Source organism: Streptomyces solicavernae (assembly GCF_029968095.1).
Taxonomy (GTDB): Bacteria; Actinomycetota; Actinomycetes; order Streptomycetales; family Streptomycetaceae; genus Streptomyces; species Streptomyces solicavernae.
The window spans coordinates 182,850-197,587 of the sequence record NZ_JASCIR010000001.1; the positions used below are offsets into that span (position 1 = coordinate 182,850).

At 72.4% G+C, this 14,738-nt stretch carries 12 protein-coding genes; 2 read left to right on the forward strand and 10 right to left on the reverse strand.

Features of this window, described 5'->3' with window-relative positions:
• Window positions 1-74: 74 nt before the first annotated feature.
• From QIS99_RS00825 to pdhA, 5 genes are all read right to left on the reverse strand, one after another.
• Window positions 75-1,823 carry a molybdopterin molybdotransferase MoeA gene (locus QIS99_RS00825; RefSeq protein ID WP_282509325.1) on the reverse strand — a complete coding sequence of 583 codons (1,749 nt, stop codon included), beginning with the start codon at window positions 1,821-1,823 and terminating at the stop codon, window positions 75-77.
• A complete protein-coding gene (locus QIS99_RS00830) occupies window positions 1,820-2,851 on the reverse strand; it encodes a DUF6457 domain-containing protein (RefSeq protein WP_282509327.1) in 1,032 nt (343 codons plus the stop codon). The genes QIS99_RS00825 and QIS99_RS00830 overlap by 4 nt, the downstream gene beginning before the upstream one ends.
• A gap of 103 nt (window positions 2,852-2,954) precedes the next feature.
• On the reverse strand, window positions 2,955-4,577 hold the full coding sequence (locus tag QIS99_RS00835; protein ID WP_282509328.1) for a dihydrolipoamide acetyltransferase family protein: 1,623 nt from the start codon (window positions 4,575-4,577) through the stop codon (window positions 2,955-2,957).
• A complete protein-coding gene (locus QIS99_RS00840) occupies window positions 4,577-5,602 on the reverse strand; it encodes an alpha-ketoacid dehydrogenase subunit beta (protein WP_282509329.1) in 1,026 nt (341 codons plus the stop codon). The genes QIS99_RS00835 and QIS99_RS00840 overlap by 1 nt, the downstream gene beginning before the upstream one ends.
• Window positions 5,599-6,717: a pyruvate dehydrogenase (acetyl-transferring) E1 component subunit alpha gene (gene pdhA, locus QIS99_RS00845; protein ID WP_282509881.1), complete on the reverse strand. Its 1,119-nt coding sequence runs from the start codon at window positions 6,715-6,717 to the stop codon at window positions 5,599-5,601. The genes QIS99_RS00840 and pdhA overlap by 4 nt, the downstream gene beginning before the upstream one ends.
• Window positions 6,718-6,981: 264 nt before the next feature.
• Here pdhA and QIS99_RS00850 point away from each other — a divergent pair, with 264 nt between their 5' ends.
• Window positions 6,982-7,524 carry an Lrp/AsnC family transcriptional regulator gene (locus QIS99_RS00850; RefSeq protein WP_282509330.1) on the forward strand — a complete coding sequence of 181 codons (543 nt, stop codon included), beginning with the start codon at window positions 6,982-6,984 and terminating at the stop codon, window positions 7,522-7,524.
• 177 nt (window positions 7,525-7,701) lie between these two features.
• On the opposite strand, the gene QIS99_RS00855 is transcribed toward QIS99_RS00850, so the two are convergent.
• Entirely contained in the window at window positions 7,702-8,292 is a 591-nt protein-coding gene (locus tag QIS99_RS00855; RefSeq protein WP_282509331.1) for a TetR/AcrR family transcriptional regulator, read from the reverse strand.
• Window positions 8,289-9,800: a 3-hydroxyacyl-CoA dehydrogenase gene (locus QIS99_RS00860; RefSeq protein WP_282509333.1), complete on the reverse strand. Its 1,512-nt coding sequence runs from the start codon at window positions 9,798-9,800 to the stop codon at window positions 8,289-8,291. The genes QIS99_RS00855 and QIS99_RS00860 overlap by 4 nt, the downstream gene beginning before the upstream one ends.
• A gap of 123 nt (window positions 9,801-9,923) precedes the next feature.
• On the opposite strand from QIS99_RS00860, the gene paaN reads away from it, so the two are divergent.
• Window positions 9,924-11,615 (forward strand): phenylacetic acid degradation protein PaaN, encoded by a 1,692-nt coding sequence (paaN, locus tag QIS99_RS00865; RefSeq protein ID WP_282509334.1) that lies wholly within the window; start codon window positions 9,924-9,926, stop codon window positions 11,613-11,615.
• 45 nt (window positions 11,616-11,660) lie between these two features.
• Here paaN and QIS99_RS00870 read toward each other — a convergent pair whose 3' ends face one another.
• The 3 genes from QIS99_RS00870 to QIS99_RS00880 are packed head-to-tail and all read right to left on the reverse strand — an operon-like array spanning window position 11,661 to window position 14,717.
• Window positions 11,661-12,440, reverse strand: a complete 780-nt coding sequence (locus tag QIS99_RS00870) for a TrmH family RNA methyltransferase (RefSeq protein ID WP_282509335.1) — start codon at window positions 12,438-12,440, stop codon at window positions 11,661-11,663.
• Window positions 12,441-12,459: 19 nt separating this feature from the next.
• Window positions 12,460-13,905 carry an HTTM domain-containing protein gene (locus QIS99_RS00875; protein ID WP_282509336.1) on the reverse strand — a complete coding sequence of 482 codons (1,446 nt, stop codon included), beginning with the start codon at window positions 13,903-13,905 and terminating at the stop codon, window positions 12,460-12,462.
• Window positions 13,902-14,717: a DUF5819 family protein gene (locus QIS99_RS00880; RefSeq protein ID WP_282509337.1), complete on the reverse strand. Its 816-nt coding sequence runs from the start codon at window positions 14,715-14,717 to the stop codon at window positions 13,902-13,904. The genes QIS99_RS00875 and QIS99_RS00880 overlap by 4 nt, the downstream gene beginning before the upstream one ends.
• Window positions 14,718-14,738: the final 21 nt, after the last annotated feature.

Sequence of the window (14,738 nt, forward strand, 5' to 3'; positions counted from 1 at the left end):
CTGTTCGTGTCGCTACTCATGGTCCGTGCTCAGGGTCCGGGTCGTTACTCATGATTCAAGGTTCGGGTCGTTACTCATGATTCAAGGTCCGGGTCGTTACTCAGGGGCGAGGACGGCAGCGTCCACGGCAGGTCGAGGATCTCCAGCTCCTGGCCGGGCTTCGCCCCGCCGGGCGGCACCACGGCAAGGCCGTCGGAGGCAGCGATCCCGCGCAGCATGGCCGGGCCGTTGTAGTGCAGCGGCTCGGCGACCAACTGTGGCTCCGCACGCAACGCCACGGGTACCAGCCGTGTGTCGTGCGGATGCCCGTGGATCTCGTCCCTGGTGGGGGCGAGATACGGCACCGGCGCGATCCGCCCGGAAAGCGTACGCAACACCGGTTCGGCCAGCGTCAGCAGCCCCGAGACCGCGGCGAGCGGATTGCCCGGCAGCCCCACGAAATGGCGACGCTCATCGAGCCGGGCGAGCAGCATCGGGTGTCCCGGCCGCACCTCCACACCGTCCACGAGCAGTTCGGCGCCGAGCGCCCGCAGCGTCGGATGCACATGGTCGACGGGGCCGGACGCGGTTCCTCCGGTCGTGACGACCAGCTCGGCCGGCGAATCCGCGACCGCCTCACGCAGCCTCTTCGCGTCGTCCCCGAGCCTGCGTACGGCGATGACCTCGGCGCCGAGCGCCCGTAGCCAGGACGGCAGCATCGGGCCGAGCGCATCCCGGATCAGCCCCTCGCGCGGCAGGCCCTCGGTCAGCAACTCGTCGCCCAGTACGAGGACTTCGACGCGCGGGCGTGGGACGACGAGCAGCGAGTCGTACCCCGCGGCGGCGGCGAGGCCGAGCACGGCGGGGGTCACGGGGGTCTGTGCGGGCAGGAGCCGGTCGCCGCTGCGGCACTCCTGGCCGCGCGGGCGGATGTCCTGACCGTGCGTCACCTCCCGCTCGGCGTGCAGGCGGCCCTTGCTGTCCGTACGGCCGTGTTCGCTGCGGATGACCGCGGTGACCTCGCGGGGGATGCGGGCGCCGGTCGCGATCGGCATCGCCTCGCCGTCCGCGAGCACGTCCGCCCCGGCGCCCGGCTGCCCGGCCAGCACCCCTTCTTCCCGCACCTTCCAGGGCCCCGGTCCCGCGACCGCCCAGCCGTCCATCGCCGAGGTGTCGAACGACGGCAGGTCGGTCAGCGCGGTGAGCGGCGCGGCGAGGACCAGGCCGAGCGCCTGGTCGAGGGGGACGGGGGTGGGGGTGCGGTGCGGGGCGGAGTCGGCAGCTCGGGCGGCGACGGCTCGGGCTCGGGGCCAGGGGGTGCCTTGATGTCTGGCGTGTGGGGTGCCGGGGTGCGGGGGGCCGGGGTGCGGGGGGCCGGGGTGTGGGGTGCCGGGGTGCGGGGGGCCGGGGTGCGGGGTGCCGTGTGGGGCGTTGGCTCGGCGATTGCTGCCGTGTGGCTCGTTGGGGCGGCGATCGCTGCCGTGTGGCTCATTGGCGCCGGGGCCGTGACGCTCTTCGGGCTGTCCGCCCTGCCCGTTGTCGTACCCGACCGACGCGTCTCTGACCAGGGCCAGGGCTTCGTCGACGTCCTGGTCGTGGTCGCGTTCGGTGGGGTCCGTGTGGCCGGTGGGGCCGGTGTGGCCAGTTGGTTCGGTGTGGCCAGTTGGTTCGGTGTGGCCAGTTGGTCCGGTGGGACCGGTGGGGCTCGTGGGGCTCGTGGGGCCGGTGTGGCCAGTTGGTTCGGTGGGTCCGGTGGGTCCGGTGGGTCCGGTGGGACCGGTGGATCCGGTGGGCGTCCGGTCGGTGGGTTTCGCGTCCCGGGTGCGGTCGCGGGGCCCAGTCATCCCGCGTCCGGTGCGGTGTCCGCGCCGAGGGTGCCGCCCGGCTGGTTGTCGGGCTTGGCGTGGGGCTCGGCGGCAGGCTCGGCCGGGACCGCCTTGTCCTCGGCCTTGTCCTCCGCCTTGTCCTCGTCGGCCCAGCGGGTGGCGAGCGCCGCGGCCTTGCGTGCCGCTTCGGCCACGGCTTCGGGCCCGCCTCCCGCGCGTGCCGCCGCGTACCCCACGAGGAACGTGGTCAGCGGCGCCGCCGGCCGGGCGACACCGTGGGCGGCATCGCGCGCGAGGTCCAACAGCTCGCCGGTGTCGACCTCCAGGTCGATGCCCAGCTCGTCCTTGACTGTGGTGATCCATTCATCCAGCACGTGCTCATGCTCCCTGATGCGTGCGCGGGCTTCGGCGATGTCCTCCCAGGTGTCGCAGTCGAACGCGGCACGGGAGTCGCCGGGTTCGGTGACCCTGGTGAGGGTGAGTCCGGCGGTGAGCCGCCGCAACGGCAGCCCGCCGAGCCCGCCGTGCTCCTCGGTCAGCCGCTGCACGCCCCGGCGCAGCGCCGCCGCGCGGTACGCCGCCACCAGCGGCTGGTCGCGCCCGTCCCCGTCCACCAACAGCGCACCGTCCGCCCGTACGCGATCAGCCAGCACGCCGTCCGTCCCTACGTCGTGCGCCCGTACGCCGTGCGCCCGTACGCCGTCCGTCCGCTCCGTCGCCAAGGCGTCGAGCAGCAGTCGTAGGGTCCGCTCACCCAGGAAGGGCAGGTCGGCGGAGAGGACGAGCACCGTGTCCGCCGTGGTCCGGCTCAGCCCGGCGCCGAGCGCGGCCAACGGCCCGCCGCCGGGCGGGTCCTCGCGCGCCCACAGGACGGGGCGGGCGGTGGGCCTGGGCTCGGCGACGACCACGGTCGTGGCGGCGTCGGCGCAGGCGGCGAGGACACGGTCGAGGAGGGACCGGCCGCCTACGCGCACCCTTGGCTTGTCGGCGCCGCCCAGACGCCTGGCGGCGCCACCGGCGAGCACGACGGCGTCATACGAGGTCATGCCCCGAGTATCGCCGCACCGGCGATCAATGCCACCCCCGTGAACGCCTGTCAGGCCCGTCAACGGAGGGGCATCCGTCACACCGGACCCGTGGGCCCCTGCCTCAGAGCGTGCGCAGCAGCACCGCCGGCTGTTCCACGCAGTCGGCGACGTACCGCAGGAAACCGCCCGCCGTGCCGCCGTCGCAGACGCGGTGGTCGAACGTGAGGGAGAGCTGGACCACCTGGCGTATCGCCAACTCGCCCTGGTGGACCCAGGGTTTGGGCGCGATGCGGCCCACGCCGAGCATCGCGGCCTCCGGGTGGTTGATGATCGGCGTCGAGCCGTCCACGCCGAACACGCCATAGTTGTTCAGCGTGAACGTGCCCCCGGTCAGCTCGGCCGGGGTCAGCGAGCCGGTCCGCGCCGCCTCCGTGAGCCGCCCGAACTCGGCGCTCAGCGACTCCGCGTCCCGCGCGTGCGCGTCCCGCACCACTGGTACGACCAGGCCCCGCTCGGTCTGCGCGGCGAAGCCGAGGTGCACCGCGTCCAGGCGGACGATCTCGCGGGCCTCCGGGTCGACCGTGGCGTTCAGCTCCGGGTAGCGGGCCAGGGCCGCCGTGCAGATGCGGGCGAGCAGCGCGATCACGGAGATCTTGTCCCCGGCGGCCGCGTTGCCGTTCATCGCCTTGCGGGCGTTCATCAGCTCCGTGGCGTCGGCGTCCACCCAGCAGGTCGCGTCGGGGATCTCGCGGCGGCTGCGGGACAGCTTGTCCGCGATGACCCCGCGCACCCCGCGCAGCGGCGTACGCGTCCGCCCCGGACCACCCGCGGCCGCCGCCCGCCCGGCCTTTTCCCGTACAGGCTCCACGCGCCCGGTCTCTTCCCGTACAGGCTCCGCGCCTACGGTCCCCGCGCGTGCCGGCTCCTCCCGTGCCGGCTCCTCCCGTGCCGGCTCCTCGCGTGCCGGCTCCTCGCGTGCCGTCTCCTGTTGCGCGGCGCGCTCGGCGGCACGCACCGCGTACTCCACGTCCGCTCGCAGGATCAGCCCGTCCGCCCCCGAGCCGGTCAACTCCCGCAGATCCAGGCTGTGTTCCTTTGCCAGGCGTCGTACGAGCGGGGAGATCACCGGGACCGGTCCGTCCGTGTCCCGCGCGGGCGGCGCCTGCCGCGACCGCTCCGGGGCGGACGCGCGGTCCTCCACGGACGCGCGGTCCTCCACGGACGCGCGGTCCTCCGCGAGCGCGGGGCCCTCATCGGGCGCGGTGTCCTCGGCGCGCGTCGGCCGGTGCGCCGCCTTCGGCGCGGGCGCGTTTCCGGGGGTGCGTGCGCCCGGCCCGCCCACTGCCGTCGGGCCGGCGGCTCCCTGGGGCCGTACTCTGCGCCTCCGGGCCGGGGCAGCGCCCGTGCCGTACCCGACCAGGACGTTGCCCGACGAATCCGCCTTGTCCTCGGCGGCGGACGCCTCTGCGGCGGCGCCGTGCACACCGGAGTCCGCCTCCGCGCCCACCGCGACCGTCACCAGCGGTGCCCCTACGGGGAGTTCCGTGCCCTCCTCGCCGAATCTGGCGGTGACCACGCCCGCGTACGGGCAGGGCACCTCGACCATCGCCTTGGCCGTCTCGACCTCGACCACCGGCTGGTCCACCGCGACCACGTCGCCCACGGACACCAGCCAGCGGACGATCTCGGCTTCCGTGAGCCCCTCGCCCAGGTCGGGCAGAGCGAACTCGAAGACCTGCGCCATCAGCTGTCCCCCTCCCACTGCAGCCTCGCCACTGCGTCCAGGATCCTGTCGACGCCGGGCAGATGGTGCCGTTCCAGCATCGGCGGCGGATACGGGATGTCGAAACCCGCCACCCTCAGCACGGGCGCCTCCAGGTGGTGGAAGCAGCGCTCCGTGACCCGCGCGGCGATCTCCGAGCCCGGGCCGCCGAACCCGCCCGATTCGTGCACCACGACCGCGCGGCCGGTCCTGCGCACCGAGTCGCAGACCGTCGCGTCGTCGAACGGCACCAGCGAGCGCAGGTCCACGACTTCGAGCTCCCATCCCTCCTCACGCGCGGCCTCCGCGGCCTCCAGACAGACCGGCACGGAGGGCCCGTACGTGATGAGCGTCGCGCTGCGGCCGGTGCGCCGCACCACGGCCCGGCCTATCGGTTCAACGGTCGCCGGAGCGTGAGGGTTCCAGGAATCCTTCGACCAGTACAGGCGCTTGGGCTCCAGGAACACCACCGGGTCGTCGGACGCGATCGAGGCGCGAAGGAGTCCGTACGCGTCGGCGACCGTGGCCGGCGTGACGACGTGCAGGCCCGGCGTCGCCATGTAGTACGCCTCGGAGGAGTCGCTGTGGTGCTCGACCCCGCCGATGCCGCCGCCGTACGGCACGCGGATGGTGATCGGCAGCGGCATGGCGCCCTTCGTGCGGTTCCGCATCCGCGCCACGTGCGAGATCAGCTGCTCGAACGCCGGGTACGCGAACGCGTCGAACTGCATCTCCACGACCGGCCGCAGGCCATACATCGCCATGCCGACGGCCGCGCCCAGAATGCCCGCCTCCGCGAGCGGGGTGTCCGTACAGCGGTCCTCGCCGAACTCCTGCGCGAGGCCGTCGGTGATGCGGAAGACGCCGCCGAGCGTGCCGACGTCCTCACCCATCACGTGCACGCTCGGGTCCGCGGCGAGGGAGTCCCGCAGCGCGCGCTGCAGGGCCTGCGCCATGGACGCGGGTTTCACCGCCGTCGTGCTCGGCTTGTCCGCCACGGTGGTCATCGCTCGGCCTCCGCTTCCAGCTCGGCGCGCAACTGGGCCGCCTGCTCGCGCAGTTGGGTGGTCTGCTCCGCGTACACGTGTGTGAACAGGTCCATCGGGTCCAGGACCGGGTCCTGGTTCATGCGCTCGCGCAGGTCGGCGGCGAGCGCCTCGGCGGCGTCGCGCGCGCCCTGCCTGCGGGCGTCGTCGAGGAGGCCGCGGCCGGTCAACTCCCCTTCCAGGAGCGTGATCGGGTCGTGCGCGCGCCAGGTCTCCACTTCCGTGTCCCCCCGGTAACGGGTCGCGTCGTCGGCGTTCGTGTGCGCCTCGATGCGGTACGTCACGGCCTCCACCAGCGTGGGCCCGCCGCCCGCACGCGCGCGTCGCACGGCCTCGCCGAGGACCTCGTGGACCGCCGCCGCGTCGTTCCCGTCGACCAGGCGGCCCGGCATTCCGTACCCGACGGCCTTGTGGGCCAGGGACGGGGCTGCGGTCTGCTTGGCGAGCGGGACGGAGATCGCAAAGCCGTTGTTCTGCACGAGGAAGACGACCGGCGCCTTCCACACGGCCGCGAAGTTCAGCGCCTCGTGGAAGTCGCCCTCGCTGGTGCCGCCGTCGCCCACCATCGCCAGCGCCACCACGTCGTCGCCCTTGAGGCGCGCGGCGTGCGCGAGACCCACGGCGTGCGGGAGTTGGGTGGCAAGCGGGGTGCACAGGGGCGCGATGCGGTGCTCGTGCGGGTCGTACCCGGTGTGCCAGTCGCCGCGCAGCAGCGTCAGCGCCTGCACGGGGTCGAGGCCGCGGGCCACGGCGGCCAGCGTGTCGCGGTAGCTGGGGAAGAGCCAGTCGCGCTCTTCGAGGGCCAGCGCGGCGGCGACCTCGCAGGCCTCCTGCCCGGTGCTCGACGGGTAGACCGCGAGCCGTCCCTGCCGGGTGAGGGCCGTCGCCTGCGCGTTGTATCTGCGGCCGCGCACCAGCTGTTCGTACAGCTCAAGAAGCAGCGCCGGGTCCGCCTTGGCCGCGGCCTGCGTCCCGAGCACGCGGTACGGCCGGGCATCGGGCAGCAGTGGGGCGGGATCCGTGCGGGGCTTCCAGGCGGGCGGCGGACTGGGTCGGTAGGACCCCCGCTGCTCCATGACCGGGCTCTGGTTCTTCACCGCGTGCACCTCCTCGATCAAGGGGTGGCGCCGAGCGCCTCGAATATCTCGAATGTCCTGAATATTGGGTGGTGATCAGGGGTCGTGCAGATGACGAGAGAGACGCGGCTGTGCGATGCGCCTCACCTACCGATTGTTCGGTCGTCGGCGCATTTTGGCTACAGGCACCTCCAGCCTGTGGACAAACGGTTCTCCACAGCCTGGGATAGATGCAGTACGTCCATGGTAGAGAGGCGGGGGGACATGGCACCTGAACGAATGGCCGACCAGGGCCCGGACGACCCGACGGAGCCGCCCGCCGCGCAGCCGCCAGGGCAGCCGTCGGCACCACTGCCGCCGCCGCGCCCGCTGGACGCCATCGACCGGGACATCCTGCGGATGCTGCAGACGGACGGTCGCGCCTCGATACGCTCCGTGGCCGAACAGGTCCATGTGTCCCGTGCCAACGCGTACGCCCGCATCAACCGCCTGATCGAGGACGGCGTGATCCGCGGTTTCGGGGCGCGCGTCAACCACGAACGCGCCGGCCAGGGCGCCTCCGCGTACATCACACTGAAGATCGTGCAGAACTCCTGGCGCACGGTCCGCGAACAGCTCAAGGAACTGCCCGGCGCGGCCCACATGGCCCTGGTCAGCGGCGACTTCGACGTCCTGCTGCTCGTCCACACCCCGGACAACCGCACGCTGCGCGAACTGGTCCTGACACGGCTGCAGTCGATCCCGGAGGTACTGAGCACGCGCACGCTGCTCGTCTTCGAGGAGACGGACCTGGATCCCGAGGGCTGAACTCAGCGGGGAGGGGTGGAAATGCAGCCCAGCCCGTCAGGTATTTCAGAGGGGGCCCAACATCAGCCCGTCAGGCATTTCAGATGGGCCCAGCATCAGCCCGTCCGGCGCTTGAGGACGAGCCCGGAGGGCGTCCGGCGGTGCCCGAGCCGACGGTGCGGGTCGGACGGCCCCGCCTCACTCCTCCGTACGAAGCCCCGCGAAGGCCAGATGCACGACCGCTTCGGCGATCTGCTCGTCGTCCATGCCTCGGCCGCCCGGCCGGTACCACTCGACGATCGAGTTGATCATGCCGAACAGCAGCCGCGTGGCCAGCCTGACCTCGACATCCGCCCGCAGATCACCGTCCGCCACAGCCGCCTTGAACAGCTCGGCCACCTCGTGGTCGAACTCGCGGCGCCGCTCCAACGCCCATTGCTCCGTCGCCGTGTTCCCGCGCACCCGCAACAGCAGCGTGACGTACGGCAGTTCGGCGGTCAGCACACCGACCATGCGGCGCGTGACGTACTCCAGGCGGTCCACGGCACGCCCCACGCGCGCGTGCTCCTCGCCGAGGATCTCGAACAGCCCGTCGAGAGCACGGCTCACCGCGCGGCGCAGCAGCTCCTCCTTGCCCGCCACATGGTGGTAGATCGAGGACTTGGAGATCCCGGCCGCCTTGGAAAGGTGCTCCATGGACGTGCCGTCGTAGCCCCGCTCGTTGAAGATGCGGACGGCGACGGCGAGGAGCGTCTCGGGCGTGTACGTGTCGCGTCTGGCGGTGGTCATCGGCGGACCGTCTCTTCCTGGGCGTGGACGCGCCGGCGCAGCCCCAGGGAGGGGGCGTAACGGCCCGTCGGCTGCTGGTCGTGCATCCGGGACAGCAGGTCGTGCAGCCGCTGAAGGCCGACGCCCTCGCCCCAGCTCAGCGGCCCTTCGGGGTAGTTCACGCCGAGCCGCATGGCCGCGTCGATGTCGTCGCCGCCCGCGACGCCCCGGTCCAGGGCGTCGAGCGCGACGTCGAAGAGCATGGCGACCGTACGGGCCACGATCAGGCCGGGCACGTCCGCGATCACCACGACCTGCTTGCCGAGCACCTGGAAGAGCCCGGTGGCCTCCCGCAGCGCCGCCTCGGAGGCCGTCGCCGAGGGGGCCACGGCTATCAGCGAGGCGGTCCCGTAGTCACGGGCCAGGTCGAACTGGACCGCGTCGCCGTGGCTGCCCGCCATGCGGCCTTCGGTCGCCGAGAACAGCCGCGCCCCGCAGGGGAGCCCGAAGAAGGCGCTCTCCGACGCCTCCCTGCGCACCCCGACCCCGGCCTCCTTGAGGAGCCCGACCAGCGGTTCGGCGGGCCCGAGGTCCCCGTGGACGGTCACCTCGGCGGGGGCGGAAACCGGCTCTTCCAGTGCCGGTTCCGGCCGGACGGCACCCTCTGCGTAGGCGTACCAGCCGTGCCCGGACTTGCGGCCCAGGCGGCCCGACTCGACCAGCCGGCGCTGCGCCAGGGAAGGCGTGAACCTCGGGTCCTGGAAGAAGGACTCCCACACAGAGCGCGTCACGGCCTCGTTGACGTCCTGGCCGATCAGGTCAGTCAGCTCGAAGGGGCCCATCTTGAAGCCGCCGGAATCCCGCAGGACCGCGTCGACGGTGGCGGGGTCGGCCACCCGCTCCTCGTACAACCGCAGCGCCTCCGCGTAGAAGGGCCGGGCGACGCGGTTGACGATGAAGCCCGGGGTGTCGGCGCAGCGCACCGGGCTCTTCCCCCAGGCCTTCGCCGTGTCGTACGCGCGCGTGGCGGCGGATTCCTCGGTGGCGAAGCCACTGACGACCTCGACGAGCGGGAGCAGCGGCGCGGGGTTGAAGAAGTGCAGGCCGACGAACCGGCCGGGGCTCTCCAGACCGCCCGCGATAGCCGTGACGGACAGCGAGGACGTGTTGGTGGCGAGCAGGCAGTCCACCGGAAGGATCGCTTCCAGCTCCCGGAACAGGGCCTGCTTCACGTCGAGCTGTTCCAGCACGGCTTCGACGACGAGGCCGCAGTCGGCGAGCTCGGCGAGCGTTCCGGCCGGCTTCAGGCGGGCCTGAGCGGCGCGGCGGTCGTCCTCGGACAGCCTGCCCTTCTCGACGAGCCGGCCGAGTCGGGCGGTGATCGCCGCGGCCGCCTGCTCCGCCCGCCCTGGCACGGCGTCGTGCAGCCGCACGGGGTGTCCGGCGACCAGGGCCACCTGGGCGATTCCCTGCCCCATGGTGCCGGTGCCCACGACGGCCACCGGGCGTGTGCGGTCGAGTCCTGTCATGCTCGCGATCCTCCCGCATGAGTTATCCACAGGACCGGCCGACCCCTCTTGTCCCGACCGATCGTTCGGTTACTCTAACTCTGTCCTCCTGTTCCAGCCCAGCTCGACGAGGAGTTGTCCCTCATGGCCGCCGCAGTAACCGCGCAACAGCTCATCGAGAAGCACCGGCCCACCCTCGACCAGGCCCTGGAGACCATCCGCACGCGTGCGTACTGGTCTCCCCACCCCGAGCACCCCAAGGCCTACGGCGAGAACGGCTCGCTGGACGCGGCCGCGGGCAAGGCGGCCTTCGACGCGGCCGTGAGCACCCGCCTCGACCTCGGCCAGCCGGGCACCGACGGCTGGGTGAGCGGCGAAGTCTCCCCCTACGGCGTCGAGTTGGGCGTGGAGTATCCGCACGCCGACCCGGATGTGCTGGTGCCGGCGATGCGCGCCGCGCTGCCGGCCTGGCGGGACGCGGGCGCGGAGACCCGCGCGGTGGTGTGCCTGGAGATCCTGTCCCGCATCAGCGCCCGCACGCACGAGTTCGCGCACGCGGTCATGCACACCAGCGGCCAGGCCTTCATGATGGCGTTCCAGGCCGGTGGCCCGCACGCCCAGGACCGCGGCCTGGAGGCGGTGGCGTACGCGTACGTGGAGCAGACCCGCACCCCGGACGCCGCGGACTGGAGCAAGCCACAGGGCAAGCGCGACCCGCTGAACCTGCGCAAGCAGTTCACGCCGGTCCCGCGCGGCATCGCCCTCCTGGTCGGCTGCAACACCTTCCCGACGTGGAACGGATACCCGGGCCTGTTCGCCTCCCTCGCCACCGGAAACCCGGTCCTGGTCAAGCCGCACCCACGCGCGGTGCTGCCGCTCGCCCTCACCGTGCAGGTCGCCCGCGAGGTGCTCGCGGAGGCGGGCTTCGACCCGAACCTGGTCGCGCTCGCCGCCGAGCAGCCCGGCGAGGGCCTCGCCAAGACCCTGGCCGTGCGCCCCGAGATCCGCATCATCGACTACACCGGCTCGACGTCCTTCGGCGACTGGCTGGAGACCAACGCCCGCCAGGCGCAGGTCTACACGGAGAAGGCCGGCGTCAACACGGTCGTCATCGAGTCCACCGGCGACTACAAGGGCATGCTGTCGAACCTCGCGTTCTCCCTGTCCCTGTACAGCGGCCAGATGTGCACGACCCCGCAGAACCTCCTCATCCCGCGCGACGGCATCACCACCGACCAGGGCCCCAAGTCGTACGACGAGGTGGTCACCGACCTCGCGGGCGCGGTCGACGCCCTCCTCGGGGACGACGCCCGCGCGAACGCCCTGCTCGGCGCCCTGGTCAACCCGGAGGTGAAGGCGCGCCTTGAGGCGGCCGCCGGGCACGGTGAAGTGGCCCTGGCCAGCCGGGAGATCAGCAACCCGGAGTTCCCCGGCGCGGTGGTGCGCAGCCCGCTCATGGTCAAGCTGGACGGCACCAAGCCGGACGCGGAAGCCGTCTTCCTCGACGAGTGCTTCGGCCCGGTCTCCTTCGCGGTGGCCGTCGAATCCGCCGCCGACGCGGTGGAGCTGCTGCGGCGCACGGTGCGGGACAAGGGCGCGATGACGGTCGGCGCGTACTCCACGTCGCAGGAGTTCGAGCACCTGGTGGAGGAGGTCTGTCTGGAGGAGTGCGCCCAGCTCTCCCTCAACCTCACCGGCGGGGTGTACGTCAACCAGACGGCGGCGTTCTCCGACTTCCACGGCTCGGGCGGCAATCCGGCGGCCAACTCGGCGCTGTGCGACGGGGCGTTCGTGGCCAACCGCTTCCGCGTGGTGGAGGTCCGCCGGGAGGCCTGAGCAGAGCACGCGCGCGTGGCGGCGCCCCCAGGTGACATCGGGCCGTCACATGGGGGCGGGCCTGCCCGAGCTCGCCGACCAGTGGAAGAGCGTCATGCCCACGCTGGTGGCCAGGTTGTAGCTCGACACCTGGGGGCGCATCGGCAGGGCGATCAACGCGTCGGCCCGCTCCCGCAGTTCGGAGGAGAGCCCGGTGCGCTCCGAGCCGAAGGCGAGCAGCGCGTCGTCGGGCAGGGTGACCGACCTGATGTCCTGGCCCTCGGGGTCGAGCGCGTACAGCGGCCCCGCGGGCAGCTCGTCGGCCCTGAGGCGTTCCACGGCCGTCGCGTAGTGCAGTCCCGCCGCGCCCCGGACGACGGTCGGGTGCCAGGGGTCGAGGGAGCCCGTGGTGACGACGCCGGTGGCGCCGAAGCCCGCGGCCAGGCGGATCACCGCGCCCGCGTTGCCGAGGTTGCGCGGGTTGTCGAGGACCACGGCGGGCGCCGAACGCGGCCGTCGTGCGAGCAGAGCGAGTTGTGCGGCCCGGTCCGGGCGCAGCGCGAGCGCGGCGATACCGGTGGGGTGGGACCGCGGCACGAGCCCGCTCAGGGCTTCGGCCGGGACCTCCACAGCGAGCTCGGCGATGCGGTCGCGGACATCGGGGGCCAGCTCGTCAGCGAGGGCCAGGGCCGCGTCCTTGCCGACGGTCAGCACGGCCGGGATGGTGGCGCCGAATCGCAGGGCGTGCTTGAGGGCGTGGAATCCGTCGAGCAGGACGGCCGTCTCGCTCAGCACCCGCCAGCGGCGCACAGCCCCGTCCACATCCACGTCCACCGCACCACTCATGCCGAGCAGCCTACGTGGGCTACGGACGGGGCCGCTCGGGAGCCGAGGGCGCGGGGTTGGGCTCGGGCTGGGGCATGGGCTCGGGCTCGCTGTTGGGCTCGGGCCCGCTGTTGGGCTCGGGATTGGGGTTGGGCTCGGGCTGGAGCTCGGGCTGGAGCTCGGGCGCACCTGTCCCGTACGGCTCGGGCGCGCCCGCACCCGTACGTGCTTCCGGAACCGGACCCGTACCACCCGTATCCGCACCCGTACCACCCGTATCCGCACCCGCCTCGGACCGCTGTTCCGGGACGCCGCGCGTGCGCGTGAACACGGCGCCACGCGCGCGTGCGGCCCGGTTCCCGATGCGGCGCAGGAACGTGGTGGGCAGGAAGACCGCGTCGGCCGCGATCATCGCGAGCGAGAAGAAGGGCAGTCCGAGCAGCACGGCGATCACGGCGTGCTCGATCATCATGGCCGCCAACAGCACGTTCTTGACGCGGCGGTTGAAGAGCGTGAACGGGAAAGCGACCTGTACGACGACCGTCCCGTAGGTGATCAGCATGATCGCGGTGCCCTGCGTGGAAAGCAGCTGAGAGAGGGCGGGCCAGGGGGAGAAGTAGTCGAGGTGCAGCGGGTAGTAGACGGCGGTGCCGTCCTGCCAGCGGCTGCCCTGGATCTTGTACCAGCCGGCCGTCGCGTAGATCAGGCAGGCCTCGGCCATGATCACGAACAGGGCGGTGTTGTGCAGGAGGTTGGTGACGACGTCGCAGAGGGCGCGCAGCTGTGAGCCGGGGGCCTGGCGCCCGAGCAGCCACCACAGGCCGTGCGCCAGCCACATCGTCCAGAAGATCAGCGCCCATCCCCAGCCGAGCTGCCCCAGGAACGTCACCACGGCGAGGGAGAGCCCCAGGATCCACCACAGAACCGGCCCTACCCGGTCCGGATCCGCCTCCGCGGCCTCCTCTCCCAGCTCGTGAAAACCGCCTCCACGCGCGCGTGCCGCACGAGCCGCCCGCCGCGCGTCGAGCGACCAGACCTGGCCGCAGCGCGTCAGGACCAGGTACATCGCCATGAGGTGGATGACGTTGTCCCCGCCGTCGCCGACGAACACGCTGCGGTTGAGAACCGACAGCGCGCCCACCATGAACAGCACGGACATCGTGCGCGTGCGCCAGCCCAGCATCAGCAGCACGCTCGAAAGGACCGCCAGGCCGTAGACGCACTCGAACCAGACGCGGCCGTCGTTCCACATCAGTGCCGTGAACGCCTGGTTGTCGAGGATCAGCCGGTTCGCGAGCTCCCAGCTCCAGGGCCCCTGCGGCCCGTACAGCTCGTGCCGGTGGGGGAACTCGCGCAGCAGGAAGAGCAGCCAGGTCACCGAGAAGCCGATCCGGACCACGGCCGTCTGGTACGGGCCGAGCGCCGCGGAGGTGATCCGGCCGATGCCGCGGGAGAGCGCGCCGGCCGGGCGGTCGAGGCGGTTCACCGGTCACGTACCTCCATGTCCTGGGACGTGACGTTCCACCACGGCAGCAGACGGATCACGGGCTTCGGGTCGAGCTTCTCGCCGCTCCACGAGGGCGGCTGGACATTCGTGGTCACCGATCTGACCTGCACGCGCAGCAGGCCGTCCGCGGCCCGCGCGGGCTCCTCGCGGCCGATGCGCAGCACCGCGATCCGGCGCAGGTACTCCTCGGAGAGTTCGCCGCGCATGCCGTTCGGCCGGTTCTGGGTGTCGTGCGTGGACGTGTAGTAGTCCCAGGCGCGGCGCAGCTGGTTCTGGTCGGTGTGGCTGGGCAGCAGGTTGCCGTCGATGGCCGCGCCGTCCTGGGCGGACAGGCTGTGCCACTCGGTGTGCCGGACGCCGCCGTCCTCGGTGCGGAACTGGGCTCTGGCCTCGACGGCGATGTTCTGCTGCAGCGGGTTGGGGGCGAACAGCTTCCAGTTCTGCTCGAACTCGGGGTAGACCCAGTCGTCGACGGCCTCGCCGTGCTGCTTCGACACCGTGTTGGCCGGGGCCACGTGCAGAAAGATCATTGCGAGGTGTACGCAGGCCACGAGCGCGACGACGGCCAGGGCGAGGGCCGCGGCGATCCGGTACGGCGGCGAGAGCGCGGCGATTCCGGTGCGAGGCGGGGGTGCTGCGCTGCCGGTGCGAGGGGGCTCGGCGGTGCCGGTGCGAGGGGGCTCGGCGGTGCCGGTGCGAGGTGCGGGCGGCGGTTCACCGGCGTCACGGCCCTGCTCGTACCCGTCCATCGCGCCCGCTCCCGTCCCCGCCCGCTGCTTCGCCCTCGGCACGGTACTCAGGCGAAGTGGCCA

What these genes read in the sequence shown, in the direction of transcription:
- QIS99_RS00825 (WP_282509325.1), bottom strand. Translation starts at nt 1,823, where the DNA reads ATGACTGGGCCCCGCGACCGCACCCGGGACGCGAAACCCACCGACCGG.
- QIS99_RS00830 (WP_282509327.1), bottom strand. Translation starts at nt 2,851, where the DNA reads ATGACCTCGTATGACGCCGTCGTGCTCGCCGGTGGCGCCGCCAGGCGT.
- QIS99_RS00835 (WP_282509328.1), bottom strand. Translation starts at nt 4,577, where the DNA reads ATGGCGCAGGTCTTCGAGTTCGCTCTGCCCGACCTGGGCGAGGGGCTC.
- QIS99_RS00840 (WP_282509329.1), bottom strand. Translation starts at nt 5,602, where the DNA reads ATGACCACCGTGGCGGACAAGCCGAGCACGACGGCGGTGAAACCCGCG.
- pdhA (WP_282509881.1), bottom strand. Translation starts at nt 6,717, where the DNA reads ATGGAGCAGCGGGGGTCCTACCGACCCAGTCCGCCGCCCGCCTGGAAG.
- QIS99_RS00850 (WP_282509330.1), top strand. Translation starts at nt 6,982, where the DNA reads ATGGCACCTGAACGAATGGCCGACCAGGGCCCGGACGACCCGACGGAG.
- QIS99_RS00855 (WP_282509331.1), bottom strand. Translation starts at nt 8,292, where the DNA reads ATGACCACCGCCAGACGCGACACGTACACGCCCGAGACGCTCCTCGCC.
- QIS99_RS00860 (WP_282509333.1), bottom strand. Translation starts at nt 9,800, where the DNA reads ATGACAGGACTCGACCGCACACGCCCGGTGGCCGTCGTGGGCACCGGC.
- paaN (WP_282509334.1), top strand. Translation starts at nt 9,924, where the DNA reads ATGGCCGCCGCAGTAACCGCGCAACAGCTCATCGAGAAGCACCGGCCC.
- QIS99_RS00870 (WP_282509335.1), bottom strand. Translation starts at nt 12,440, where the DNA reads ATGAGTGGTGCGGTGGACGTGGATGTGGACGGGGCTGTGCGCCGCTGG.